This window comes from Streptomyces sp. NRRL F-5650 (genome assembly GCF_000721365.1).
GTDB classification, from domain to species: Bacteria; Actinomycetota; Actinomycetes; order Streptomycetales; family Streptomycetaceae; genus Streptomyces; species Streptomyces ardesiacus.
This window is the reverse complement of the sequence record NZ_JOGV01000008.1, coordinates 148,082-165,944: the sequence shown is the minus strand read 5'-3', so window position 1 is coordinate 165,944 and position 17,863 is coordinate 148,082. Positions and strand designations below refer to the sequence as shown.

15 protein-coding genes are annotated in these 17,863 nt (G+C 73.5%); 13 read left to right on the top strand and 2 right to left on the bottom strand.

All coding sequences use genetic code 11. The features are described 5' to 3' along the window. Positions 1-183 precede the first annotated feature (183 nt). From IG88_RS0110510 to IG88_RS0110465, 10 genes are all read left to right on the top strand, one after another. Positions 184-858 (top strand): response regulator, encoded by a 675-nt coding sequence (locus tag IG88_RS0110510; RefSeq protein WP_030402665.1) that lies wholly within the window; start codon positions 184-186, stop codon positions 856-858. 202 nt (positions 859-1,060) lie between these two features. Further along, positions 1,061-3,811 carry a DNA translocase FtsK gene (locus IG88_RS0110505; protein ID WP_031037955.1) on the top strand — a complete coding sequence of 917 codons (2,751 nt, stop codon included), beginning with the start codon at positions 1,061-1,063 and terminating at the stop codon, positions 3,809-3,811. A 262-nt stretch (positions 3,812-4,073) separates the two neighbouring features. Next, positions 4,074-4,931: a helix-turn-helix domain-containing protein gene (locus IG88_RS0110500; protein WP_031037952.1), complete on the top strand. Its 858-nt coding sequence runs from the start codon at positions 4,074-4,076 to the stop codon at positions 4,929-4,931. Between the two features lie 91 nt (positions 4,932-5,022). Then, positions 5,023-6,504: a 30S ribosomal protein S12 methylthiotransferase RimO gene (gene rimO, locus IG88_RS0110495; RefSeq protein WP_031037949.1), complete on the top strand. Its 1,482-nt coding sequence runs from the start codon at positions 5,023-5,025 to the stop codon at positions 6,502-6,504. Then, a complete protein-coding gene (gene pgsA / locus IG88_RS0110490; RefSeq protein WP_031037946.1) occupies positions 6,501-7,289 on the top strand; it encodes a CDP-diacylglycerol--glycerol-3-phosphate 3-phosphatidyltransferase in 789 nt (262 codons plus the stop codon). Before rimO ends, pgsA begins: the two co-directional genes overlap by 4 nt. Continuing rightward, positions 7,286-7,822, top strand: a complete 537-nt coding sequence (locus IG88_RS0110485) for a CinA family protein (RefSeq protein ID WP_031037944.1) — start codon at positions 7,286-7,288, stop codon at positions 7,820-7,822. The genes pgsA and IG88_RS0110485 overlap by 4 nt, the downstream gene beginning before the upstream one ends. Before the next feature lie 109 nt (positions 7,823-7,931). After that, positions 7,932-8,312 carry a helix-turn-helix domain-containing protein gene (locus IG88_RS0110480; RefSeq protein ID WP_031037941.1) on the top strand — a complete coding sequence of 127 codons (381 nt, stop codon included), beginning with the start codon at positions 7,932-7,934 and terminating at the stop codon, positions 8,310-8,312. A gap of 203 nt (positions 8,313-8,515) precedes the next feature. Further along, on the top strand, positions 8,516-8,986 hold the full coding sequence (locus tag IG88_RS0110475) for a Dps family protein (protein WP_031037937.1): 471 nt from the start codon (positions 8,516-8,518) through the stop codon (positions 8,984-8,986). Positions 8,987-8,992: 6 nt separating this feature from the next. Beyond that, positions 8,993-9,334 carry a hypothetical protein gene (locus IG88_RS44235; RefSeq protein WP_078861461.1) on the top strand — a complete coding sequence of 114 codons (342 nt, stop codon included), beginning with the start codon at positions 8,993-8,995 and terminating at the stop codon, positions 9,332-9,334. After that, a complete protein-coding gene (locus tag IG88_RS0110465; RefSeq protein WP_031037929.1) occupies positions 9,331-9,819 on the top strand; it encodes an SRPBCC family protein in 489 nt (162 codons plus the stop codon). The genes IG88_RS44235 and IG88_RS0110465 overlap by 4 nt, the downstream gene beginning before the upstream one ends. 16 nt (positions 9,820-9,835) lie before the next feature. Here IG88_RS0110465 and IG88_RS0110460 read toward each other — a convergent pair whose 3' ends face one another. After that, on the bottom strand, positions 9,836-10,678 hold the full coding sequence (locus tag IG88_RS0110460; RefSeq protein ID WP_031037926.1) for an Fpg/Nei family DNA glycosylase: 843 nt from the start codon (positions 10,676-10,678) through the stop codon (positions 9,836-9,838). 18 nt (positions 10,679-10,696) lie between these two features. Beyond that, positions 10,697-15,682, bottom strand: coding sequence for an ATP-dependent helicase (locus IG88_RS0110455; RefSeq protein ID WP_031037924.1), 4,986 nt, complete (start codon positions 15,680-15,682; stop codon positions 10,697-10,699). 251 nt (positions 15,683-15,933) lie between these two features. On the opposite strand from IG88_RS0110455, the gene IG88_RS0110450 reads away from it, so the two are divergent. Genes IG88_RS0110450 through IG88_RS0110440 form a run of 3 tightly spaced genes read left to right on the top strand, consistent with a single transcriptional unit; the run spans position 15,934 to position 17,857 of the window. Then, the gene (locus IG88_RS0110450; RefSeq protein WP_031037921.1) at positions 15,934-16,800 is read left to right on the top strand and encodes an AraC family transcriptional regulator; all 867 of its coding nucleotides are present in this window, start codon (positions 15,934-15,936) and stop codon (positions 16,798-16,800) included. Beyond that, positions 16,797-17,552: an AzlC family ABC transporter permease gene (locus IG88_RS0110445; protein ID WP_031037919.1), complete on the top strand. Its 756-nt coding sequence runs from the start codon at positions 16,797-16,799 to the stop codon at positions 17,550-17,552. Before IG88_RS0110450 ends, IG88_RS0110445 begins: the two co-directional genes overlap by 4 nt. Continuing rightward, a complete protein-coding gene (locus IG88_RS0110440; RefSeq protein WP_031037918.1) occupies positions 17,549-17,857 on the top strand; it encodes an AzlD domain-containing protein in 309 nt (102 codons plus the stop codon). Before IG88_RS0110445 ends, IG88_RS0110440 begins: the two co-directional genes overlap by 4 nt. Positions 17,858-17,863: the final 6 nt, after the last annotated feature.

Genomic DNA, 17,863 nt, shown 5'->3' with positions numbered 1-17,863 from the left:
CGTTTCCGCTACGAGCACAGTGACATCACGGTGACAGGGTGTGGCGACAGGCGGGGTGCGGCTACGATGACCGGCACAAGGACGGACGGCGCAAGGGAGCCGTCCCCGGGGGCGGCACCCGCCGGTGCCGTGCCAAGTCCTGTGGACAGGGGAGGCCCCACGCCGGGGCGAGGAGGGCGGGCCATGGTGCAGAAGGCCAAGATCCTCCTGGTCGATGACCGGCCGGAGAATCTGCTGGCGCTGGAGGCGATCCTCTCGGCGCTCGATCAGACGCTGGTGCGGGCATCGTCCGGGGAGGAAGCGCTCAAAGCACTGCTCACGGACGACTTCGCGGTCATTCTGCTGGACGTCCAGATGCCGGGCATGGACGGTTTCGAGACCGCCGCGCACATCAAGCGGCGGGAGCGGACCCGGGACATCCCGATCATCTTCCTCACCGCGATCAACCACGGCCCCCACCACACCTTCCGCGGGTACGCGGCGGGGGCGGTGGACTACATCTCCAAGCCGTTCGATCCCTGGGTGCTGCGCGCCAAGGTCTCGGTCTTCGTCGAGCTGTACATGAAGAACTGCCAACTGCGCGAGCAGGCGGCCCTGCTGCGGCTCCAGCTCGAGGGCAACGGCAAGGCCGAGGCGGGCGAGGCCAAGGAACCTGCCGGGCTGCTCGCCGAACTGTCGGCGCGGCTCGCGGCCGTGGAGGAGCAGGCAGAGGCGCTGTCCAAGCAGCTCGGCGACGAGTCGACGGACGCGGCGGCGGTGGCGACGGCCGCCCACCTGGAACGCAAGCTCACCGGCCTGCGGCGGGCGCTGGACGCCCTGGAGCCGGGCTCCCCCGGAGGCCAGGCCGCCGTCAACTGACGGTCCTCGCCCCCCTGGTGCCGCGCGGGGCTCCGTACGGCGGCCCGCCGGTCCGGCGCAGCCGTCTGCGGGGCCGCCTCGGTGAGGGCTTGTCAGGCGCGGTACCGGAGCCGTCAGTTCTGTCACCGTTCGGGGGCGACACGAACGGGTGAAGCGGTAGGCACACGTGTCGACGGCCGCCTCCCCCGGTAACCTCGGACCCATGGCCTCACGTCCCTCCGCAGCCAAGAAGCAGCCCGCGAAGAAGGCGGCCGCTCCCGCGAAGGGTCCCGCCAAGAAGGCCGCCGCGAAAAAGGCACCCGCGAAGAAGGCGCCCGCCAAGAAGGCCGCGGCGAAGAAGCCCGCGCCCCAACCGGCTCCGAACCCCACCGGAGGCGTCTACCGGCTGGTGCGAGCGCTCTGGCTGGGCCTCGCGCACGGAGTCGGCGCCGTCTTCCGCGGCATAGGGCAGGGCGCCAAGAACCTCGACCCGGCCCACCGCAAGGACGGCGTCGCCCTGCTGCTGCTCGGCGTCGCGCTCATCGTCGCCGCGGGCACCTGGGCCGACCTCAAGGGACCCGTCGGCGACCTCGTCGAGATCCTCGTGACCGGCGCCTTCGGCCGCCTCGACCTGCTCGTGCCGATCCTGCTCGGCGCCGTCGCCGTACGCCTGATCCGGCATCCCGAGAAGCCGGAGGCCAACGGGCGGATCGTGATCGGCCTGTCCGCGCTCGTCGTCGGCGTGCTCGGCCAGGTGCACATCGCCTGCGGCTCACCGGCCCGCAGCGAGGGCATGCAGGCGATAAGGGACGCCGGGGGTCTGATCGGCTGGGGCGCGGCGACCCCGTTGTCGTACACGATGACCGACGTGCTGGCCGTGCCGCTGCTCGTGCTGCTCACGGTCTTCGGGCTGCTCGTCGTCACCGCCACCCCGGTCAACGCGATCCCGCAGCGGCTGCGGCAGCTCGGGGTGCGGCTCGGCGTGGTCCACGACCCGGAGGCCGACGGCTACACGGACGACGACGAGCGCTACGACGAACAGTGGCGCGAGGCGCTGCCCGCCCGGCCCCGCAGGCGCGGGACGCCGGCCGCCGCCGAGCCGTACGACCCGGACGCCGCCGAGCAGGAGGCGCTCAGGCGCCGCGGCAGGCCCCGGCGCTCCGCCGTGCCGCAGCCGGAGATGAACCGGTCGATGGACGCCGTGGACGTCGCCGCCGCGGCCGCCGCCGCGCTCGACGGCGCCGTGCTGCACGGGATGCCGCCCTCGCCGCTGGTCGCCGACCTCACCCAGGGCGTGAGCACGGGGGACCGCGAGTCCACGACGCCGACCCCCACCCCCGTGCCCGCGGCGCGTCCGCAGCCGGGGAAGCTCAAGAAGGACGCCGCCAGGACGCCCGAGGAGGCACCGGCGGGCGGCGGCGTCCCCGACCTGACGAAGACACCGCTGCCCAAGGAGCGCGACCTGCCGCCGCGAGCCGAGCAGCTCCAGCTCTCCGGCGACATCACCTACTCCCTGCCGTCCCTCGACTCCCTCACGCGCGGCGGCCCCGGCAAGGCACGCAGCGCCGCCAACGACGCCATAGTGGACTCGCTGACCACCGTCTTCACCGAGTTCAAGGTCGACGCCCGCGTCACCGGCTTCACCCGCGGACCGACGGTCACGCGCTACGAGGTCGAACTGGGCCCCGCCGTCAAGGTGGAGCGGATCACCGCGCTGACCAAGAACATCGCGTACGCCGTCGCCAGCCCCGACGTGCGGATCATCAGCCCGATCCCGGGCAAGTCCGCGGTCGGCATCGAGATCCCCAACACCGACCGGGAGATGGTCAACCTCGGCGACGTCCTGCGCCTCGCGGAGTCCGCCGAGGACGACGACCCGATGCTGGTCGCCTTCGGCAAGGACGTCGAGGGCGGCTACGTCATGCACTCGCTGGCGAAGATGCCGCACATGCTGGTCGCGGGCGCCACCGGTTCCGGCAAGTCGTCCTGCATCAACTGCCTGATCACCTCGATCATGATGCGGGCCACCCCGGAGGACGTCCGGATGATCCTGGTCGACCCCAAGCGCGTCGAACTGACCGCGTACGAGGGCATCCCGCACCTGATCACGCCGATCATCACCAACCCGAAGCGGGCCGCCGAGGCGCTCCAGTGGGTCGTGCGCGAGATGGACCTGCGCTACGACGACCTCGCCGCCTACGGCTACCGGCACATCGACGACTTCAACCGCGCGGTGCGCGAGGGCAAGGTCAAGCCGCCCGAGGGCAGCGAGCGCGAGCTCCAGCCGTACCCGTACCTGCTGGTGATCGTGGACGAGCTGGCCGACCTGATGATGGTGGCGCCGCGCGACGTCGAGGACGCGATCGTGCGGATCACACAGCTCGCCCGCGCGGCCGGCATCCACCTGGTGCTCGCCACCCAGCGGCCCTCCGTGGACGTCGTCACCGGTCTGATCAAGGCCAACGTGCCCTCGCGGCTCGCCTTCGCCACCTCCTCGCTCGCCGACTCGCGGGTCATCCTCGACCAGCCCGGCGCCGAGAAGCTGATCGGCAAGGGCGACGGCCTCTTCCTGCCGATGGGCGCGAACAAGCCGACCCGTATGCAGGGCGCGTTCGTGACCGAGGAGGAGGTCGCGCTCGTCGTCCAGCACTGCAAGGACCAGATGGCGCCGGTCTTCCGCGACGACGTCACGGTCGGCACCAAGCAGAAGAAGGAGATCGACGAGGACATCGGCGACGACCTCGACCTGCTGTGCCAGGCCGCCGAGCTGGTCGTCTCCACACAGTTCGGGTCGACCTCGATGCTCCAGCGCAAGCTGCGCGTGGGCTTCGCGAAGGCCGGGCGGCTGATGGACCTGATGGAGTCGCGGAGCATCGTCGGACCGAGCGAGGGTTCGAAGGCGCGGGACGTTCTGGTGAAGCCCGACGAGCTGGACGGCGTGCTCGCGGTGATCCGGGGGGAGTCCGAGGGATAGGAGCGGGTAGGAGAAGGGTTCCGCCGACGGAGGGACACGGCGGCCGGGCGGCCGATCGTGACTCACCCGTTAGGGATCATTGAGCAACCGTTTCCCCATGCCCTACGTCAAGTTGAGGGAAGTGACCGACAGATGGGCCACCATCGGGGTTCCGGGCCATTCCGATGGCGTAAAGGTCGTACCGCCCGGTTGCCCCACCCCTTCGCACCCCTCCTAGACTGAACGCCCAGCACAGGCGGCTAAACGCTCGAAAGGCGCCCCCGTGTCCAACGGCATCTCCCCCGAAGACGAGCGTCCGATCGAAGACGTGTCCCACGGCGTCCCCGAAGACGTTTCCGAGGAAGCCCGCCCCTCCGTCGGCCGCGCCCTCAAACAGGCCCGGATCGCCGCCGGGCTGACCGTCGACGACATCACCACCGCCACCCGGGTCCGCATCGCCATCGTGCACGCCATCGAGGCGGACGACTTCGCGCCCTGCGGCGGCGACGTCTACGCGCGCGGTCACATCCGCACCCTCGCCAAGGCCGTCGGGCTCGATCCGGCCGAACTGCTCGCCCAGTTCGACGCCCAGCACGGGGGACGCCCGGCACCGACCCCCGCCGCGCCCCTGTTCGAGGCGGAGCGCATCCGTCCCGAGCGGCGCGGCCCCAACTGGACCGCCGCCATGGTCGCCGCCATCGTCGCCGTGGTCGGCTTCGTGGGCTTCACCTTCGTCAAGGGCGGCGACGACGGCGGCCACGAGGCGAGCGTGGCCGAGGGGGCCCAGCCCTCGTCCGGCCGCTCCGCCTCCTCCAGCGCCGCGCCCAAGAAGCCCGCCGACCCCAAGCCGAGCGACAGCGCCATCGCCGCCGCGCCGGCGGACAAGGTGACCGTCAAGGTCAGCGCCAGCGACGGGCGGAGCTGGATCTCCGCCAAGGACCACAACGGCCGGCTGCTCTTCGACGGACTGCTCGACCAGGGCGACTCCAAGACCTTCCAGGACAACGAGAAGGTCGACCTCGTCCTCGGCGACGCCGGTGCCATAGAGCTGTACGTCAACGGCAAGAAGATCGAGGACGACTTCCAGCCCGGGGCCGTCGAGCGGCTGACGTACACGAAGGGCGATCCGCAGGTCGGATAGCGGATCGCGGCAGCGGGAGATCACGGGGCCGGCAGGGAACGGCCAACCCCGTCGACGTGGGCCGTCGGCGGGACGAAGTAGTCTTGAGCCCATGCCTGAAAGCCGCACCGTCGCACTCGTCACCCTTGGCTGCGCCCGTAACGAGGTGGACTCGGAGGAGCTCGCAGGCCGTCTGGAGGCGGACGGCTGGAAGCTCGTCGAGGACGCCGAGGAAGCGGACGTCGCCGTCGTGAACACGTGCGGCTTCGTCGAGGCCGCCAAGAAGGACTCCGTGGACGCCCTCCTGGAGGCCAACGACCTCAAGGGCCACGGGAGAACGCAGGCCGTGGTGGCCGTGGGCTGCATGGCCGAGCGGTACGGCAAGGAGCTGGCCGACGCCCTCCCGGAGGCCGACGGCGTCCTCGGCTTCGACGACTACGCCGACATCTCCGACCGGCTCCAGACCATCCTGAACGGCGGCATCCACGCCGCCCACACCCCGCGCGACCGGCGCAAGCTGCTGCCGATCAGCCCCGCCGAGCGCCAGGAGGCCGGCGCCGCCGTCGCCCTGCCGGGACACGGCCCGGCCGACCTCCCCGAGGGCGTCGCCCCCGCCTCCGGGCCCCGCGCGCCCCTGCGCCGCCGGCTGGACGGCTCCCCGGTCGCCTCGGTGAAGCTGGCCTCCGGCTGCGACCGGCGCTGCTCCTTCTGCGCCATCCCGTCCTTCCGCGGCTCCTTCATCTCGCGCCGCCCGAGCGACGTGCTCAACGAGACGCGGTGGCTGGCCGAGCAGGGCGTCAAGGAGATCATGCTGGTCTCCGAGAACAACACCTCCTACGGCAAGGACCTCGGCGACATCCGCCTCCTGGAGTCGCTGCTGCCGAACCTCGCCGAGGTCGACGGCATCGAGCGGGTGCGGGTCAGCTACCTCCAGCCCGCCGAGATGCGCCCCGGCCTGATCGACGTGCTGACCTCCACGCCGAAGGTCGTGCCCTACTTCGACCTCTCCTTCCAGCACTCCGCCCCGAACGTGCTGCGCGCGATGCGCCGCTTCGGCGACACCGACCGCTTCCTGGAGCTCCTCGACACCATCCGGGGCAAGGCCCCCGAGGCGGGCGTGCGCTCCAACTTCATCGTCGGCTTCCCCGGCGAGTCCGAGGCCGACCTCGCCGAGCTGGAGCGGTTCCTGAACCACGCCCGGCTCGACGCCATCGGCGTCTTCGGCTACTCCGACGAGGAGGGCACCGAGGCCGCGACCTACGCCGACAAGCTGGACGAGGACGTCGTCGCCGAGCGGCTGGCCCGGGTCTCCCGGCTCGCCGAGGAACTGGTCTCGCAGCGGGCCGACGAGCGTGTCGGAGCGACCGTGCGGGTACTGGTCGAGTCCGTGGACCCGGCCGACGAGGGCGACGGCGTCCGCGGCCGCGCGGAGCACCAGGCGCCCGAGACGGACGGCCAGGTGCTGCTCACGAGCGGCGAGGGCCTGAGTGTGGGTCGTATGGTCGACGCGAAGGTGGTCGGTACGGAGGGTGTCGACCTGGTGGCCGAGCCGCTCCAGGGCTCGCCCGAGTGGAGTGAGGAGGCCGGCAGATGACCGGAGTCCCGGCGTCCGCGGCGGGCGGCTCCTCCCGTGCGAGCAGGACCGGCCCGCGCGGCGGCACGGGGGCGGCACAGGAGCCGGGGGAGTGTACGACTCCGGCGGGCGCCGTGAACCGGGGCAGGGCGGAACGGGGCGCGACCGAGGGCGGAGCGCCCGGACGGGGTGGCAAGATCGCGGCCGCGGCCGTCAACCAGGCGAGCGTCTGGAATGTCGCCAATCTGCTGACGATGCTCCGGCTGCTCCTCGTGCCGGCCTTCGTCGCGCTGATGCTCGGCAACGGCGGGTACGACCCGGCCTGGCGCTCCTTCGCCTGGGCCGCCTTCGCCATCGCCATGATCACCGACCTGTTCGACGGGCATCTGGCGCGCACCTACAACCTCGTCACCGACTTCGGGAAGATCGCCGACCCCATCGCCGACAAGGCGATCATGGGAGCGGCGCTCATCTGCCTGTCCGCGCTGGGCGACCTGCCGTGGTGGGTGACGGCCGTCATCCTCGGCCGGGAACTCGGGATCACCGTCCTGCGTTTCGTGGTCATCCGGTACGGCGTCATCCCCGCCAGCCGGGGCGGCAAGCTGAAGACGCTCACCCAGGGCATCGCCGTCGGCATGTACGTCCTGGCGCTCACGGGGCCCCTGGCCACCCTGAGGTTCTGGGTGATGGCCGCGGCGGTCGTCCTGACCGTGGCGACCGGGCTGGACTATGTGAAGCAGGCCATTGTGCTGCGCCGCCGGGGAATCGCCGAACGCAGAGCGGCGTTGAAGGAGACGGAAGCTTGAGTTCTACGGCCGCCGACGTGGTGCGACTACTCACGGTCAGGGGCGAGACCCTCGCGGTCGCCGAGTCACTGACGGGTGGAATGGTCGCTGCCGCGCTCACGGCGGTCCCCGGGGCCTCCAAGGCCTTCCGGGGTTCCGTCACCGCGTACGCGACGGAACTCAAGCGGGAAGTGCTCGGCGTCGACGGCGGGCTGCTCGCGGCCCGGGGAGCGGTCGACCCGCAGGTCGCGGCCCAGATGGCGGCAGGTGTGCGCACGGCGCTGGGTGCCGACTGGGGGATCGCGACGACGGGCGTGGCCGGCCCGGACCCGCAGGACGGGAAGCCCGTCGGGACGGTCTTCGTGGCCGTGGACGGGGCCGGCGAGGGTTGCGCCGACGGCGGAAAAGTGGAGGCGCTGCGGTTGAACGGCGACCGCGCGGAAATTCGTATGGAGAGTGTACGGAGCGTACTCGCGCTTCTTCTGACGGAGCTTGCGAGCGAACAGACCGGGAATGAGCGGGCACAGGATACGGAACGGAACGGGGGGTTTTGATGTTTGCAGCCCTGAGTGAACACGACATCGCTCCCCGCACGGCCGCGGCGCGAGGCGGTACGGTGGGGCGTGAAGGATGCGGTTACACGGTCCGAGGAGGGAGCCACCGATGATTCTGCTCCGTCGCCTGCTGGGTGACGTGCTGCGTCGGCAGCGCCAACGCCAGGGCCGTACTCTGCGCGAAGTCTCCTCGTCCGCCCGAGTCTCACTCGGCTATCTCTCCGAGGTGGAGCGGGGGCAGAAGGAGGCTTCTTCCGAGCTGCTCTCCGCCATCTGCGACGCGCTGGACGTACGGATGTCCGAGCTCATGCGTGAAGTGAGCGACGAACTCGCCCTCGCCGAGCTGGCCCAGTCCGCTGCGGCGACGCCCAGCGAGACCGTACCGGCACCGGTGCGCCCGATGCTGGGTTCCGTCTCGGTGTCCGGTGTGCCACCGGAACGGGTCACCATCAAGGCGCCCGCCGAGGCAGTGGACGTCGTCGCCGCCTGAGCCCCCGAGAACGTGTGCGTGTGAGGCCCCGGCCGGGGTCGCTCCGGAGGACCGGAGTGACGTGGCCGGGGCTTTCGCACGCCTGGGGGCGTCCTGCGGGCCGTCGCGGGCGCCGTCGAAGCCGCCTGCGCCCGTTTGCCGGTCCGTGCGGGTGCGGTCATCGTGGAGGGAGATGGCCGGGGGACGAACCGACGGAGGCGTGCATGTACGTCGTGAAGAGCCCGTTGTCCGACGCGGACCTGAAGACCGTCTCCGAGGCGCTGCAGGGCGCCCTCGTCGACCTGGTCGACCTGGCCCTGGTGGCGAAGCAGATCCACTGGAACGTGGTCGGTCCGCGCTTTCGCTCCGTACACCTCCAGCTCGACGAACTCGTCGACACCGCCCGGGCGCACTCGGACACCGTGGCGGAGCGCGCGTCGGCGCTCGGCGTGTCCCCGGACGGGCGGGCCGCGACGGTCGCCGTCGGCAGCGGCATCGACGTGACGCCCGAGGGCTGGGTCGACGACACCGCCGCCGTGCAGACCATCGTGGACGCGCTGGGTGCGGTGATCGGGCGGATGCGCGAGCGGATAGCGGCGAGCGGGGAGCCCGATCCCGTGAGCCAGGACATCTTCATCCAGGTCACGGCCGATCTCGAGAAGCAGCATTGGATGTTCCAGGCCGGAAACGGATGACTCGGGATGGCGGCGCGGACGGCCCGCCGAGCGGTCGCGCTGGGTTGCTGCGCGCTGTGGTGGTGGGCCGTGCTGCGGCTGGCGCTGGCGCCCGGCGCCGGGGTGGTCGAAGGGGCGGTCGCGGTCGGCGGGTGGGGGCTGAGCGTGCTGCCGGTGCACTGCGTGCCGCGGCGCCGGGCCGTGGGTGCGCTGGAAGCCGGGCGGTGGCGACGGGCCCTGTGGGGGACGTGGCCGGATGACGGGCCGAACCTGCCGGGGAAAGCGAACCGGCTGGCGGAGGCGAACGGGGTGGCGGAGGCGAACCGGCCGGGGGAAGCGAACGGGCCGACGGAAGGACGGAGCCGATGACTGTCACCAGTGTGGACAAGGACCTCGACCGGCTGACCCTCACCCTGGTCGCCGACTTCGGCGCCCCCGTGGAACGGGTGTGGCGGCTGTGGGCCGATCCACGGCAACTGGAGCGCTGGTGGGGACCCCCGTCCTTCCCGGCGACGGTGGAGGAGCACGACCTGACGCCGGGCGGGGACGTCACGTACTACATGACCGGCCCGCAGGGCGAGAAGTACCGCGGCTGGTGGCGGGTGGCCACGGTCGACGAGCCTCGGTCGCTGGAGTTCACCGACGGGTTCGCCGACGAGCACGGGGTGCCGAACGCCGCGATGCCGACGACCGCGAACCGGGTGACGCTCACCGAGCACGACGGCGGCACCCGCCTGGAGATGCGGGCGGTCTTCGACACCCGGGAGCAGATGGACCAGCTCATGTCGATGGGCATGGACGAGGGCATGCGCGAGGCTGCCGGTCAGATGGACGCCCTCGTCACCGCCGGCTGAGCCTCTCCCGGCCCCCTCAGCCGCCCGTACGGCGCCGAATCCGTGGGGCCGGCGGGCTGCCGGGGCGCGGTGCGGGCCCCGGCTGGCAGGTCGGGCACCAGTACGTGGGGCGCTCGCGGGAGCCGTCGCCCTGGTCGGCCACCCGGACCGACGTGCCGCAGCGCAGGCAGGGGCGGGGCGCCCGGCCGTACACGAAGAGGTCGTGGCCGCGCAGACCCGTTGTGCGGCGGACCGGGCGGTCCCGGTTGGCGTCCAACAGCCTGTGCGCGAGTGCGGGAAGCCGCGCGGCTCGGTCGGCGGACAGCTCCCCGACCGGCAGCCAGGGCGTGACGCCGAGGAGGAAGCAGAGCTCGCACTTGTAGACGTTGCCGATACCGGCCAGATTGCGCTGGTCGAGCAGGGCCTCGCCGAGCGGACGGCCCGGGTCCGCGCGCAGGTTGTCGAGCGCGCGCACCGGGTCCCAGTCGGGGCCGAGCAGGTCCGGGCCCAGATGGCCGACGGCCCGCCGCTCGTCGGCGGTGCGCAGGATTTCCAGCACCGGGAGGCGGTAGCCGACGGCCGTGCGGTCGGCGGTGGCGAGGACGACCCTGATCTGGTGCGCGAGGCCGCCGCTCCAGCGCTGACCGGGCGCGAACACCTTCCAGGAGCCGTCCATGCGCAGGTGCGAGTGCACCGTCAGGCCGCCCTCGACGCGGGTGAGCAGGTGCTTGCCGCGCGGGGTGACGTCCAGGACCGTGCGGCCGGACAGGTCGGCCGTCGCGTACCGGGGGACGCGGAAGTCGCTGCGGGTCAGGACCTTGCCCGCGAGGGCGTCGTGCAGCCGTCGCGCCGCCTGCCAGACCGTGTCTCCTTCGGGCATGGTCCAAGGGTGACAGGGTCACGCCCTGATGCGCAGACCGCGCGGGGTGGCGACGAAGCCCGCTCCCTCCAGCAGGGGGCCGAAGGGGGACGTCAGGGCCGCCGCGCCGTTGATCCGCTCCACCGTGACCGTGCCGAGGGAACCGGCGCGGGCGGACTCGGCGAGCGCCTGGGCGGCGGCTCGCAGGCGGGCGTCCTCGGTGGGCAGCCGGTCGGAGTCGGAGGGCCACAGAAGGAGCGTCTTTCCGCCGCGTTCCATGTAGAGCGCCGGCTCACCCCCGACCAGCACCACCAGGGAGCCCGCCTTGCGACCGGGCTTGTGGGTGGCGCCGGCAGGCGGCTCGGGCCAGCCGAGGGCCGCGCCGTAGGCGTTCGCCGGATCGGCGGCGGCCAGGACGACAGCCCGCGGCCCGGGGGCGGTGCCCTCGCGCCGGCCGGGGAATCCGGTGCCGTACGCCCCGCGCGGGCCGCCGGGGCCGCTGTGCCCGCCGCCCCCGCGCGGGCCGCCGGCGCCCGGCTCGGCGTAGTCGCGCGGCGAGATGTAGTCGCCCCGGGAAGGAGAACGGCCCAGGCGGCCGGGGTCGGCGAAGACGTCGTCGGATGCGTCGAAGTCGTCGGGGGGATGGCTGGACGCGGGGTGCTCGAGGTCGCCGGGGGCAAAGTCGGGGAAGGAGGCGAAGGGGGGCTCGGCTGCGGGTGTGGCGGGGCCGCCCGGGTCGGGGGCGCCGGTCACTGGCATCGCGGGCGGGGGAGCGTCGTCCCCGCGGTCGCGGGCGTTCGCCACCGCGCGCAGCCGGTCCACGGCGCCCTCCATGGCGAACTGTGCCGCGCCCAGCCCCTCGACAACGTAGCCGCGCCGTGCCTGGCCGCTCTCCTCGAAGGCGGCCAGGATCCGGTACACCGCCGAGAAGCCCCCCTCCACGCCCTCGGCGGCGACGGCGCCGCGGGTCACCACACCGTGCCGGTCGAGGAGCGTGCGGGCCAGGGCGTGGGCCCGCACCGTGCCGTCGGCCTCGCGGGCGGGGAGCAGCGACCAGCGTCCCGCGACCGTCGGCGGGCCGGTGCGGGACGCCGGGCGGGCGGCGGCCGTCAGCGAGCCGTACCGCCCCCGGGGCACCGCGCGCTTGGCACGGTGGGCGGTGGACCCCGCGGTGCGTCCGGAGCCCAGCAGGGAGCGCAGGGGCGCGAGGGTGTCGTTCGTCAGCCGTCCGGACCAGGCCAGGTCCCACAGGGCGTCGGCCAACTGCGGATCGGTGGCCTCGGGGTGGGTGGTGGCGCGGACCTGGTCGGCGATCTGCCGGAAGAACAGGCCGTACCCGCCCGAGAGCGTGCTCAGCACGGACTCGTGCAGGGCGGTGGTCTCCAGGGGATGCGGGGGCGGCAGGAGCAGGGGGGCCGCGTCCGCCAGGTAGAGGGAGACCCAGCCGTCCTTGCCGGGCAGCGAACCCGCTCCCGCCCACACCACCTCACCGGCGGCCGTCAGCTCGTCCAGCATCGCCGGGCTGTAGCCCGCCACGCGGGAGGGCAGGACCAGCTTCTCCAGCGCGGAGGCGGGCACGGCGGCGCCCTGTAGCTGCTCCACGGCGCGGACCAGTCCGTCGGTGCCGCGCAGGGTGTGCCCCTTGCCGATGTGCTGCCACTGGGGGAGGAACTGGCCGAGCGCGGCCGGTGCCACCGGCTCCAGCTCGTGCCGGAGCGCGGCCAGGGAACGGCGGCGCAGCCTGCGCAGCACGGTCGCGTCGCACCACTCCTGGCCGATGCCCGCCGGATGGAACTCGCCCTGTACGACCCGTCCCGCCCCGGCGAGCCGCTGCAGGGCGCCCTCGGTGACCGCCACGCCCAGCCCGAAGCGGGCCGCCGCGGTGACCGACGTGAAGGGGCCGTGGGTGCGGGCATGGCGGGCCAGGAGGTCGCCGAGCGGGTCCTTGACCGGCTCGGTGAAGGCCTCGGGCACACCGACGGGCAGCGCCGTGCCCAGCGCGTCGCGCAGCCGGCCCGCGTCCTCGATCGCCGCCCAGTGGTCGGCGCCGGCGATCCGCACCCTGATCGCGCGGCGGGCCGCGGCCAGCTCGGGCGCCCACTGCGGCTCGGCGCCCCGCTCGGCCAGCTCCGCGTCCGTCAGCGGACCGAGCACCCGCAGCAGGTCGGCGACGCCTTCGGAGTCCTTGACCCGGCGGTCCTCGGTGAGCCACTGCAGCTCGCGCTCCAGCTCGGTGAGGACCTCGGCGTCGAGCAGCTCGCGCAGCTCCGCCTGGCCGAGCAGCTCGGCCAGCAGCCGGGAGTCCAGGGACAGGGCGGCGGCCCGGCGCTCGGCGAGCGGTGAGTCGCCCTCGTACAGGAACTGGGCGACGTAGCCGAACAGGAGCGAGCGGGCGAAGGGGGACGGTTCGGGGGTGGTCACCTCGACGAGGCGGACCTTGCGGGTCTCCACGTCGCCCATCAGCTCGACCAGACCGGGCACGTCGAAGACGTCCTGGAGGCACTCGCGGACGGCCTCCAGGACGATCGGGAACGAGCCGTACTCGCTCGCCACCTCCAGCAACTGCGCGGCCCGCTGTCGCTGCTGCCACAGCGGGGTGCGCCTGCCCGGGCTGCGGCGGGGCAGCAGCAGCGCGCGGGCGGCGCACTCACGGAAGCGGGACGCGAACAGCGCCGAGCCGCCCACCTGGTCGGTGACGACCCGGTCCACCTCGCCCTTGTCGAAGACGACGTCGGCCGCGCCCACCGGCGCCTTCTCGGCGTCGTACTCCAGGCCCGGCTTCGCAGGGTCCTGGTCGAGGAAGTCCAGGCCCATCAGGTCGGCGTCCGGCAGGCGCAGCACGATGCCGTCGTCGGCGTGCATGACCTGCGCGTCCATGCCGTAGCGCTCGGTCAGCCGGGCACCCAGGGCGAGGGCCCAGGGGGCGTGGACCTGGGCGCCGAAGGGGGAGTGGACCACGACGCGCCAGTCGCCCAGCTCGTCCCGGAAGCGCTCGACGACGACGGTGCGGTCGTCGGGGACGTGGCCGCAGGCCTCGCGCTGCTCGTCGAGGTACGACAGCACGTTGTCCGCGGCCCAGGCGTCCAGGCCCGCGGCGACCAGGCGCAGCCGGGCGTCCTCCCGCGACAGGGAACCGACCTCGCGCAGGAACGCGCCCAGCGCGCGGCCCAGCTCCAGGGGACGGCCGAGCTGGTCGCCCTTCCAGAACGGCAGCCTGCCCGGCACGCCCGGCGCCGGGGAGACCAGGACCCGGTCGCGCGTGATGTCCTCGATCCGCCAGGAGCTGGTGCCGAGCGTGAAGACGTCCCCCACGCGGGACTCGTACACCATCTCCTCGTCCAGCTCGCCGACCCGCCCGCCGCCCTTCTTCGGATCGGCACCGGCGAGGAACACGCCGAAGAGCCCGCGGTCGGGGATCGTGCCCCCGGACGTCACGGCGAGCCGCTGCGCTCCCGGGCGGCCGGTGACCGTACCGGCGACCCGGTCCCACACCACGCGCGGGCGCAGCTCGGCGAAGGCGTCGGAGGGATAGCGGCCCGCGAGCATGTCCAGGACGGCGGTGAAGGCCGACTCCGGCAGCGAGGCGAAGGGCGCGGCGCGGCGGACCGTGGCGAGGAGGTCGTCGACCTGCCAGGTGTCCAGCGCGGTCATCGCCACCAACTGCTGGGCCAGCACGTCCAGCGGGTTCGCGGGGATTCTCAGCGCCTCGATGGCGCCGCTGCGCATCCGCTCGGTGACCACCGCCGACTGCACCAGATCGCCGCGGTACTTGGGGAAGACGACGCCCGTGGAGACCGCGCCGACCTGGTGTCCCGCGCGGCCGACGCGCTGGAGGCCGGAGGCGACGGAGGGCGGCGACTCGACCTGGACGACCAGGTCGACGGCTCCCATGTCGATGCCCAGCTCCAGGCTGGAGGTCGCGACGACGGCGGGCAGCCGGCCGGCCTTGAGGTCCTCCTCGACCTGGGCGCGCTGCTCCTTGGAGACCGAGCCGTGGTGGGCGCGGGCGATCACGGGCGGCGCGCCCTGGGCGGCGCCCGAGCCGCCCATCAGCTCGGCGGGGGAGTGGTGCTCGTCGAGCGGTTCGCCGGTCGCGCGCTCGTACGCGATCTCGTTGAGCCGGTTGCACAGGCGCTCGGCCAGCCGCCGCGAGTTGGCGAAGACGATCGTGGAGCGGTGCGACTGGACCAGGTCGGTGATCCGTTCCTCGACGTGCGGCCAGATCGACGGGCGCTCCGCGCCGTCATTGCCGTCCGCGACCGGGGAACCGCCCAGCTCGCCGAGGTCCTCGACCGGGACGACGACGGACAGGTCGAACTCCTTGCCCGACTCCGGCTGGACGACCTCCACCCGGCCGCGCGGGGCGAGGAAGCGGGCGACCTCGTCCACCGGGCGGACCGTCGCCGACAGCCCGATGCGGCGGGCCGGCTTGGGCAGCAGCTCGTCCAGCCGCTCCAGGGTGAGCGCGAGATGGGCGCCGCGCTTGGTGCCCGCGACCGCGTGCACCTCGTCCAGGATCACCGTCTCGACGCCGGTCAGTGCCTCGCGCGTGGCCGACGTCAGCATCAGGAAGAGTGACTCCGGGGTGGTGATCAGGATGTCCGGCGGCCGGGTGGCCAGGGCACGGCGCTCGGCGGCCGGGGTGTCGCCGGAGCGGATGCCGACCTTGACCTCGGGTTCGGGCAGGCCGAGGCGCACGGACTCCTGGCGGATGCCGGTCAGCGGGCTGCGGAGGTTGCGCTCGACGTCGACGGCCAGGGCCTTGAGCGGCGAGACGTACAGGACGCGGCAGCGCTTCTTGGGGTCGGCGGGCGGGGGCGTCGAGGTGAGCTGGTCCAGCGCTGCGAGGAAGGCGGCCAGCGTCTTGCCCGACCCGGTGGGGGCGACCACGAGCACGTCCGAACCCTGCGAGATGGCCTGCCACGCGCCCGCCTGGGCGGACGTGGGCGCGGAGAAGGCCCCCGTGAACCAGCCGCGGGTCGCGGGGGAGAAGCCGTCGAGGGCTCGGTGTGCGGAGCTGACCATGGATCCATCGTGCACCCGGCCACTGACAATCGGCCCGAGCCGGGCGGACGGGCCGGTCGGCTCGGGCCGGGCGGACGAGCCGGTCGGACAGCCGGTCGGGGCCGGTCCGGAGGCGGGCGAGCGCCGGGCGGGAGGGGGACCGGGTCGGCTCGCGGCCGGTACGCGGGGCATGCATGGTGGGCGGGTCGGCGCCGTCACGTACACCCGGGCCCTCGCCCGAGGCCCGACCCGGTGGGCGGAGAATGGGGGACATGGCGGGATCGGGTGAGCGGGCACGGCACTGGCGCTACGCGGAGCTGCCCGACGTCGACCTGCTCCGCGCCCAGTACATCCGCAAGACCTTCGTGCGCCACACGCACGAGCACTTCGTCATCGCCGCCATCGCGGACGGCGTGGAGGTCTTCCACCACGGCGGGGGCGACCAGTACGCCGGTGCCGGTTCGCTCGCTCTGGTCAACCCCGACACCCCGCACACCGGTCGGGCGGGCGTGCCGGAGGGGTGGCGGTACGGGGCCGTCTACCCGGCGCCCGAGCTGGTGGCCCGGATAGCGGCGGAGACGACGACGCTGCGCGGTACCCCGGGGTTCGTCCGGCCGGTGCTCGACGACCCGTACGCCGTCGAGCTGGTGCACCGCGTGCTGCGGGCCGCCGACGACGGCAACGCGCTCGCCGCCGACACCCTGCTGCGCGTGGCGGTGACCCGGCTGCTGCGGCTGAACGGCGGGTCGCTGCCCCGGCGCCCGGTGCGTACGGCCGGTGCCGGGACGGCGGCACGCGCGCGTGCCGTGCTGGAGGAGCGGATGGCCGACCCGCCGAGCCTGGAGCGGCTCGCCGGGGAACTCGGGAGCAGCCCGTTCGCCCTGCTGCGCGCCTTCCGGGACGCCTACGGCATGCCGCCCCACGCCTGGCTGACGGACGCCCGGGTGCGCCGGGCGCGCCGGCTGCTGGACACCGGGACGTCCCCGGCCGAGGCGGCCGTCGCCGTGGGTTTCACCGACCAGCCCCACCTGAACCGGCACTTCGCGCGGATCGTCGGCGTACCGCCCGGTGCCTACCAGCGGGAGCGCAAGAACGTACAAGACACGCGGTCGGAGCTGCTCCTACCGTTCGAGGCGTGACAGAACAGACAGCCCTTCCCGACGCACCCGGCGCGGGCGCGGCCCCCGGTGGCAAGCCGGACGCCGCCGTCGTGCGGGACGCCCTCGGAGTCGGAGTCGCCGTCGGACTGTCCGGGTTCGCCTTCGGGGTGACCTCGGCCGGCAGCGGACTCACCCTCGCCCAGACCTGCGCCCTCAGCCTCCTGGTGTTCACCGGCGCGTCCCAGTTCGCACTCGTCGGCGCCCTCGCGGCCGGCGGGAACCCGCTCACCGCGGCGGCGGGGGCGTTCTTCCTGGGCGTGCGCAACGCCTTCTACGGGCTGCGGCTGTCGCAGTTGCTGGCCCTCCCGCGCGCGGTGCGGCCGCTGGCCGCCCAGTGGGTCATCGACGAGACGACGGCCGTGGCCCTCGCCCAGCCCACGCGGCGCGCCGTCCGGATCGGGTTCACCGTCACCGGACTCACCCTGTACGTCCTGTGGAACCTCACCACCCTGCTCGGCGCGCTCGGCGCGGAGGCCATCGGGGACACCGACGCCTGGGGGCTCGACGCGGCCGGTCCCGCGGTCTTCCTGGCGCTGCTCGCGCCGATGCTGAAGACCACGACGGAGCGCGCCGTCGCCGCCCTCGCCGTCCTCCTGGGGCTCGGTCTGCTGCCCGTGCTGCCCGCAGGCGTGCCCGTCCTGGTCGCGGCGCTGGCGGCGCCGCTCGTCCTGTGGGCGCGCGGACGCCGCGCGAGTGACGCCGGAACAGGCCGCGGGGAGGGTCGGCGATGAGCATATGGATCGCGATCGGCGTGACGGCGGTGGGTTGCTACGCCGTCAAGCTCCTGGGGCTGCTGGTGCCCGCCGGCGCGCTGGAGCGGCCCCTGGTCCGGCGCCTCGCCGCGCTGCTGCCCGTCGCCCTCCTGGCGGCGCTCACCGCCCAGCAGACCTTCGCCGACGGACAGGCACTCGTCCTGGACGCGCGGGCCGCGGGCGTCGCCGCGGCAGCCGTCGCGCTGCTGCTGCGCGCGCCCTTCCTGCTCGTCGTCGCGGCCGCCGTGGTCGTCACCGCGGGCGTACGGGCCATGGGCGGCTGACCGCCC

What these genes read in the sequence shown, in the direction of transcription:
- IG88_RS0110510 (WP_030402665.1), top strand. Translation starts at nt 184, where the DNA reads ATGGTGCAGAAGGCCAAGATCCTCCTGGTCGATGACCGGCCGGAGAAT.
- IG88_RS0110505 (WP_031037955.1), top strand. Translation starts at nt 1,061, where the DNA reads ATGGCCTCACGTCCCTCCGCAGCCAAGAAGCAGCCCGCGAAGAAGGCG.
- rimO (WP_031037949.1), top strand. Translation starts at nt 5,023, where the DNA reads ATGCCTGAAAGCCGCACCGTCGCACTCGTCACCCTTGGCTGCGCCCGT.
- pgsA (WP_031037946.1), top strand. Translation starts at nt 6,501, where the DNA reads ATGACCGGAGTCCCGGCGTCCGCGGCGGGCGGCTCCTCCCGTGCGAGC.
- IG88_RS0110480 (WP_031037941.1), top strand. Translation starts at nt 7,932, where the DNA reads ATGATTCTGCTCCGTCGCCTGCTGGGTGACGTGCTGCGTCGGCAGCGC.
- IG88_RS0110475 (WP_031037937.1), top strand. Translation starts at nt 8,516, where the DNA reads ATGTACGTCGTGAAGAGCCCGTTGTCCGACGCGGACCTGAAGACCGTC.
- IG88_RS44235 (WP_078861461.1), top strand. Translation starts at nt 8,993, where the DNA reads ATGGCGGCGCGGACGGCCCGCCGAGCGGTCGCGCTGGGTTGCTGCGCG.
- IG88_RS0110465 (WP_031037929.1), top strand. Translation starts at nt 9,331, where the DNA reads ATGACTGTCACCAGTGTGGACAAGGACCTCGACCGGCTGACCCTCACC.
- IG88_RS0110460 (WP_031037926.1), bottom strand. Translation starts at nt 10,678, where the DNA reads ATGCCCGAAGGAGACACGGTCTGGCAGGCGGCGCGACGGCTGCACGAC.
- IG88_RS0110455 (WP_031037924.1), bottom strand. Translation starts at nt 15,682, where the DNA reads ATGGTCAGCTCCGCACACCGAGCCCTCGACGGCTTCTCCCCCGCGACC.
- IG88_RS0110450 (WP_031037921.1), top strand. Translation starts at nt 15,934, where the DNA reads ATGGCGGGATCGGGTGAGCGGGCACGGCACTGGCGCTACGCGGAGCTG.
- IG88_RS0110440 (WP_031037918.1), top strand. Translation starts at nt 17,549, where the DNA reads ATGAGCATATGGATCGCGATCGGCGTGACGGCGGTGGGTTGCTACGCC.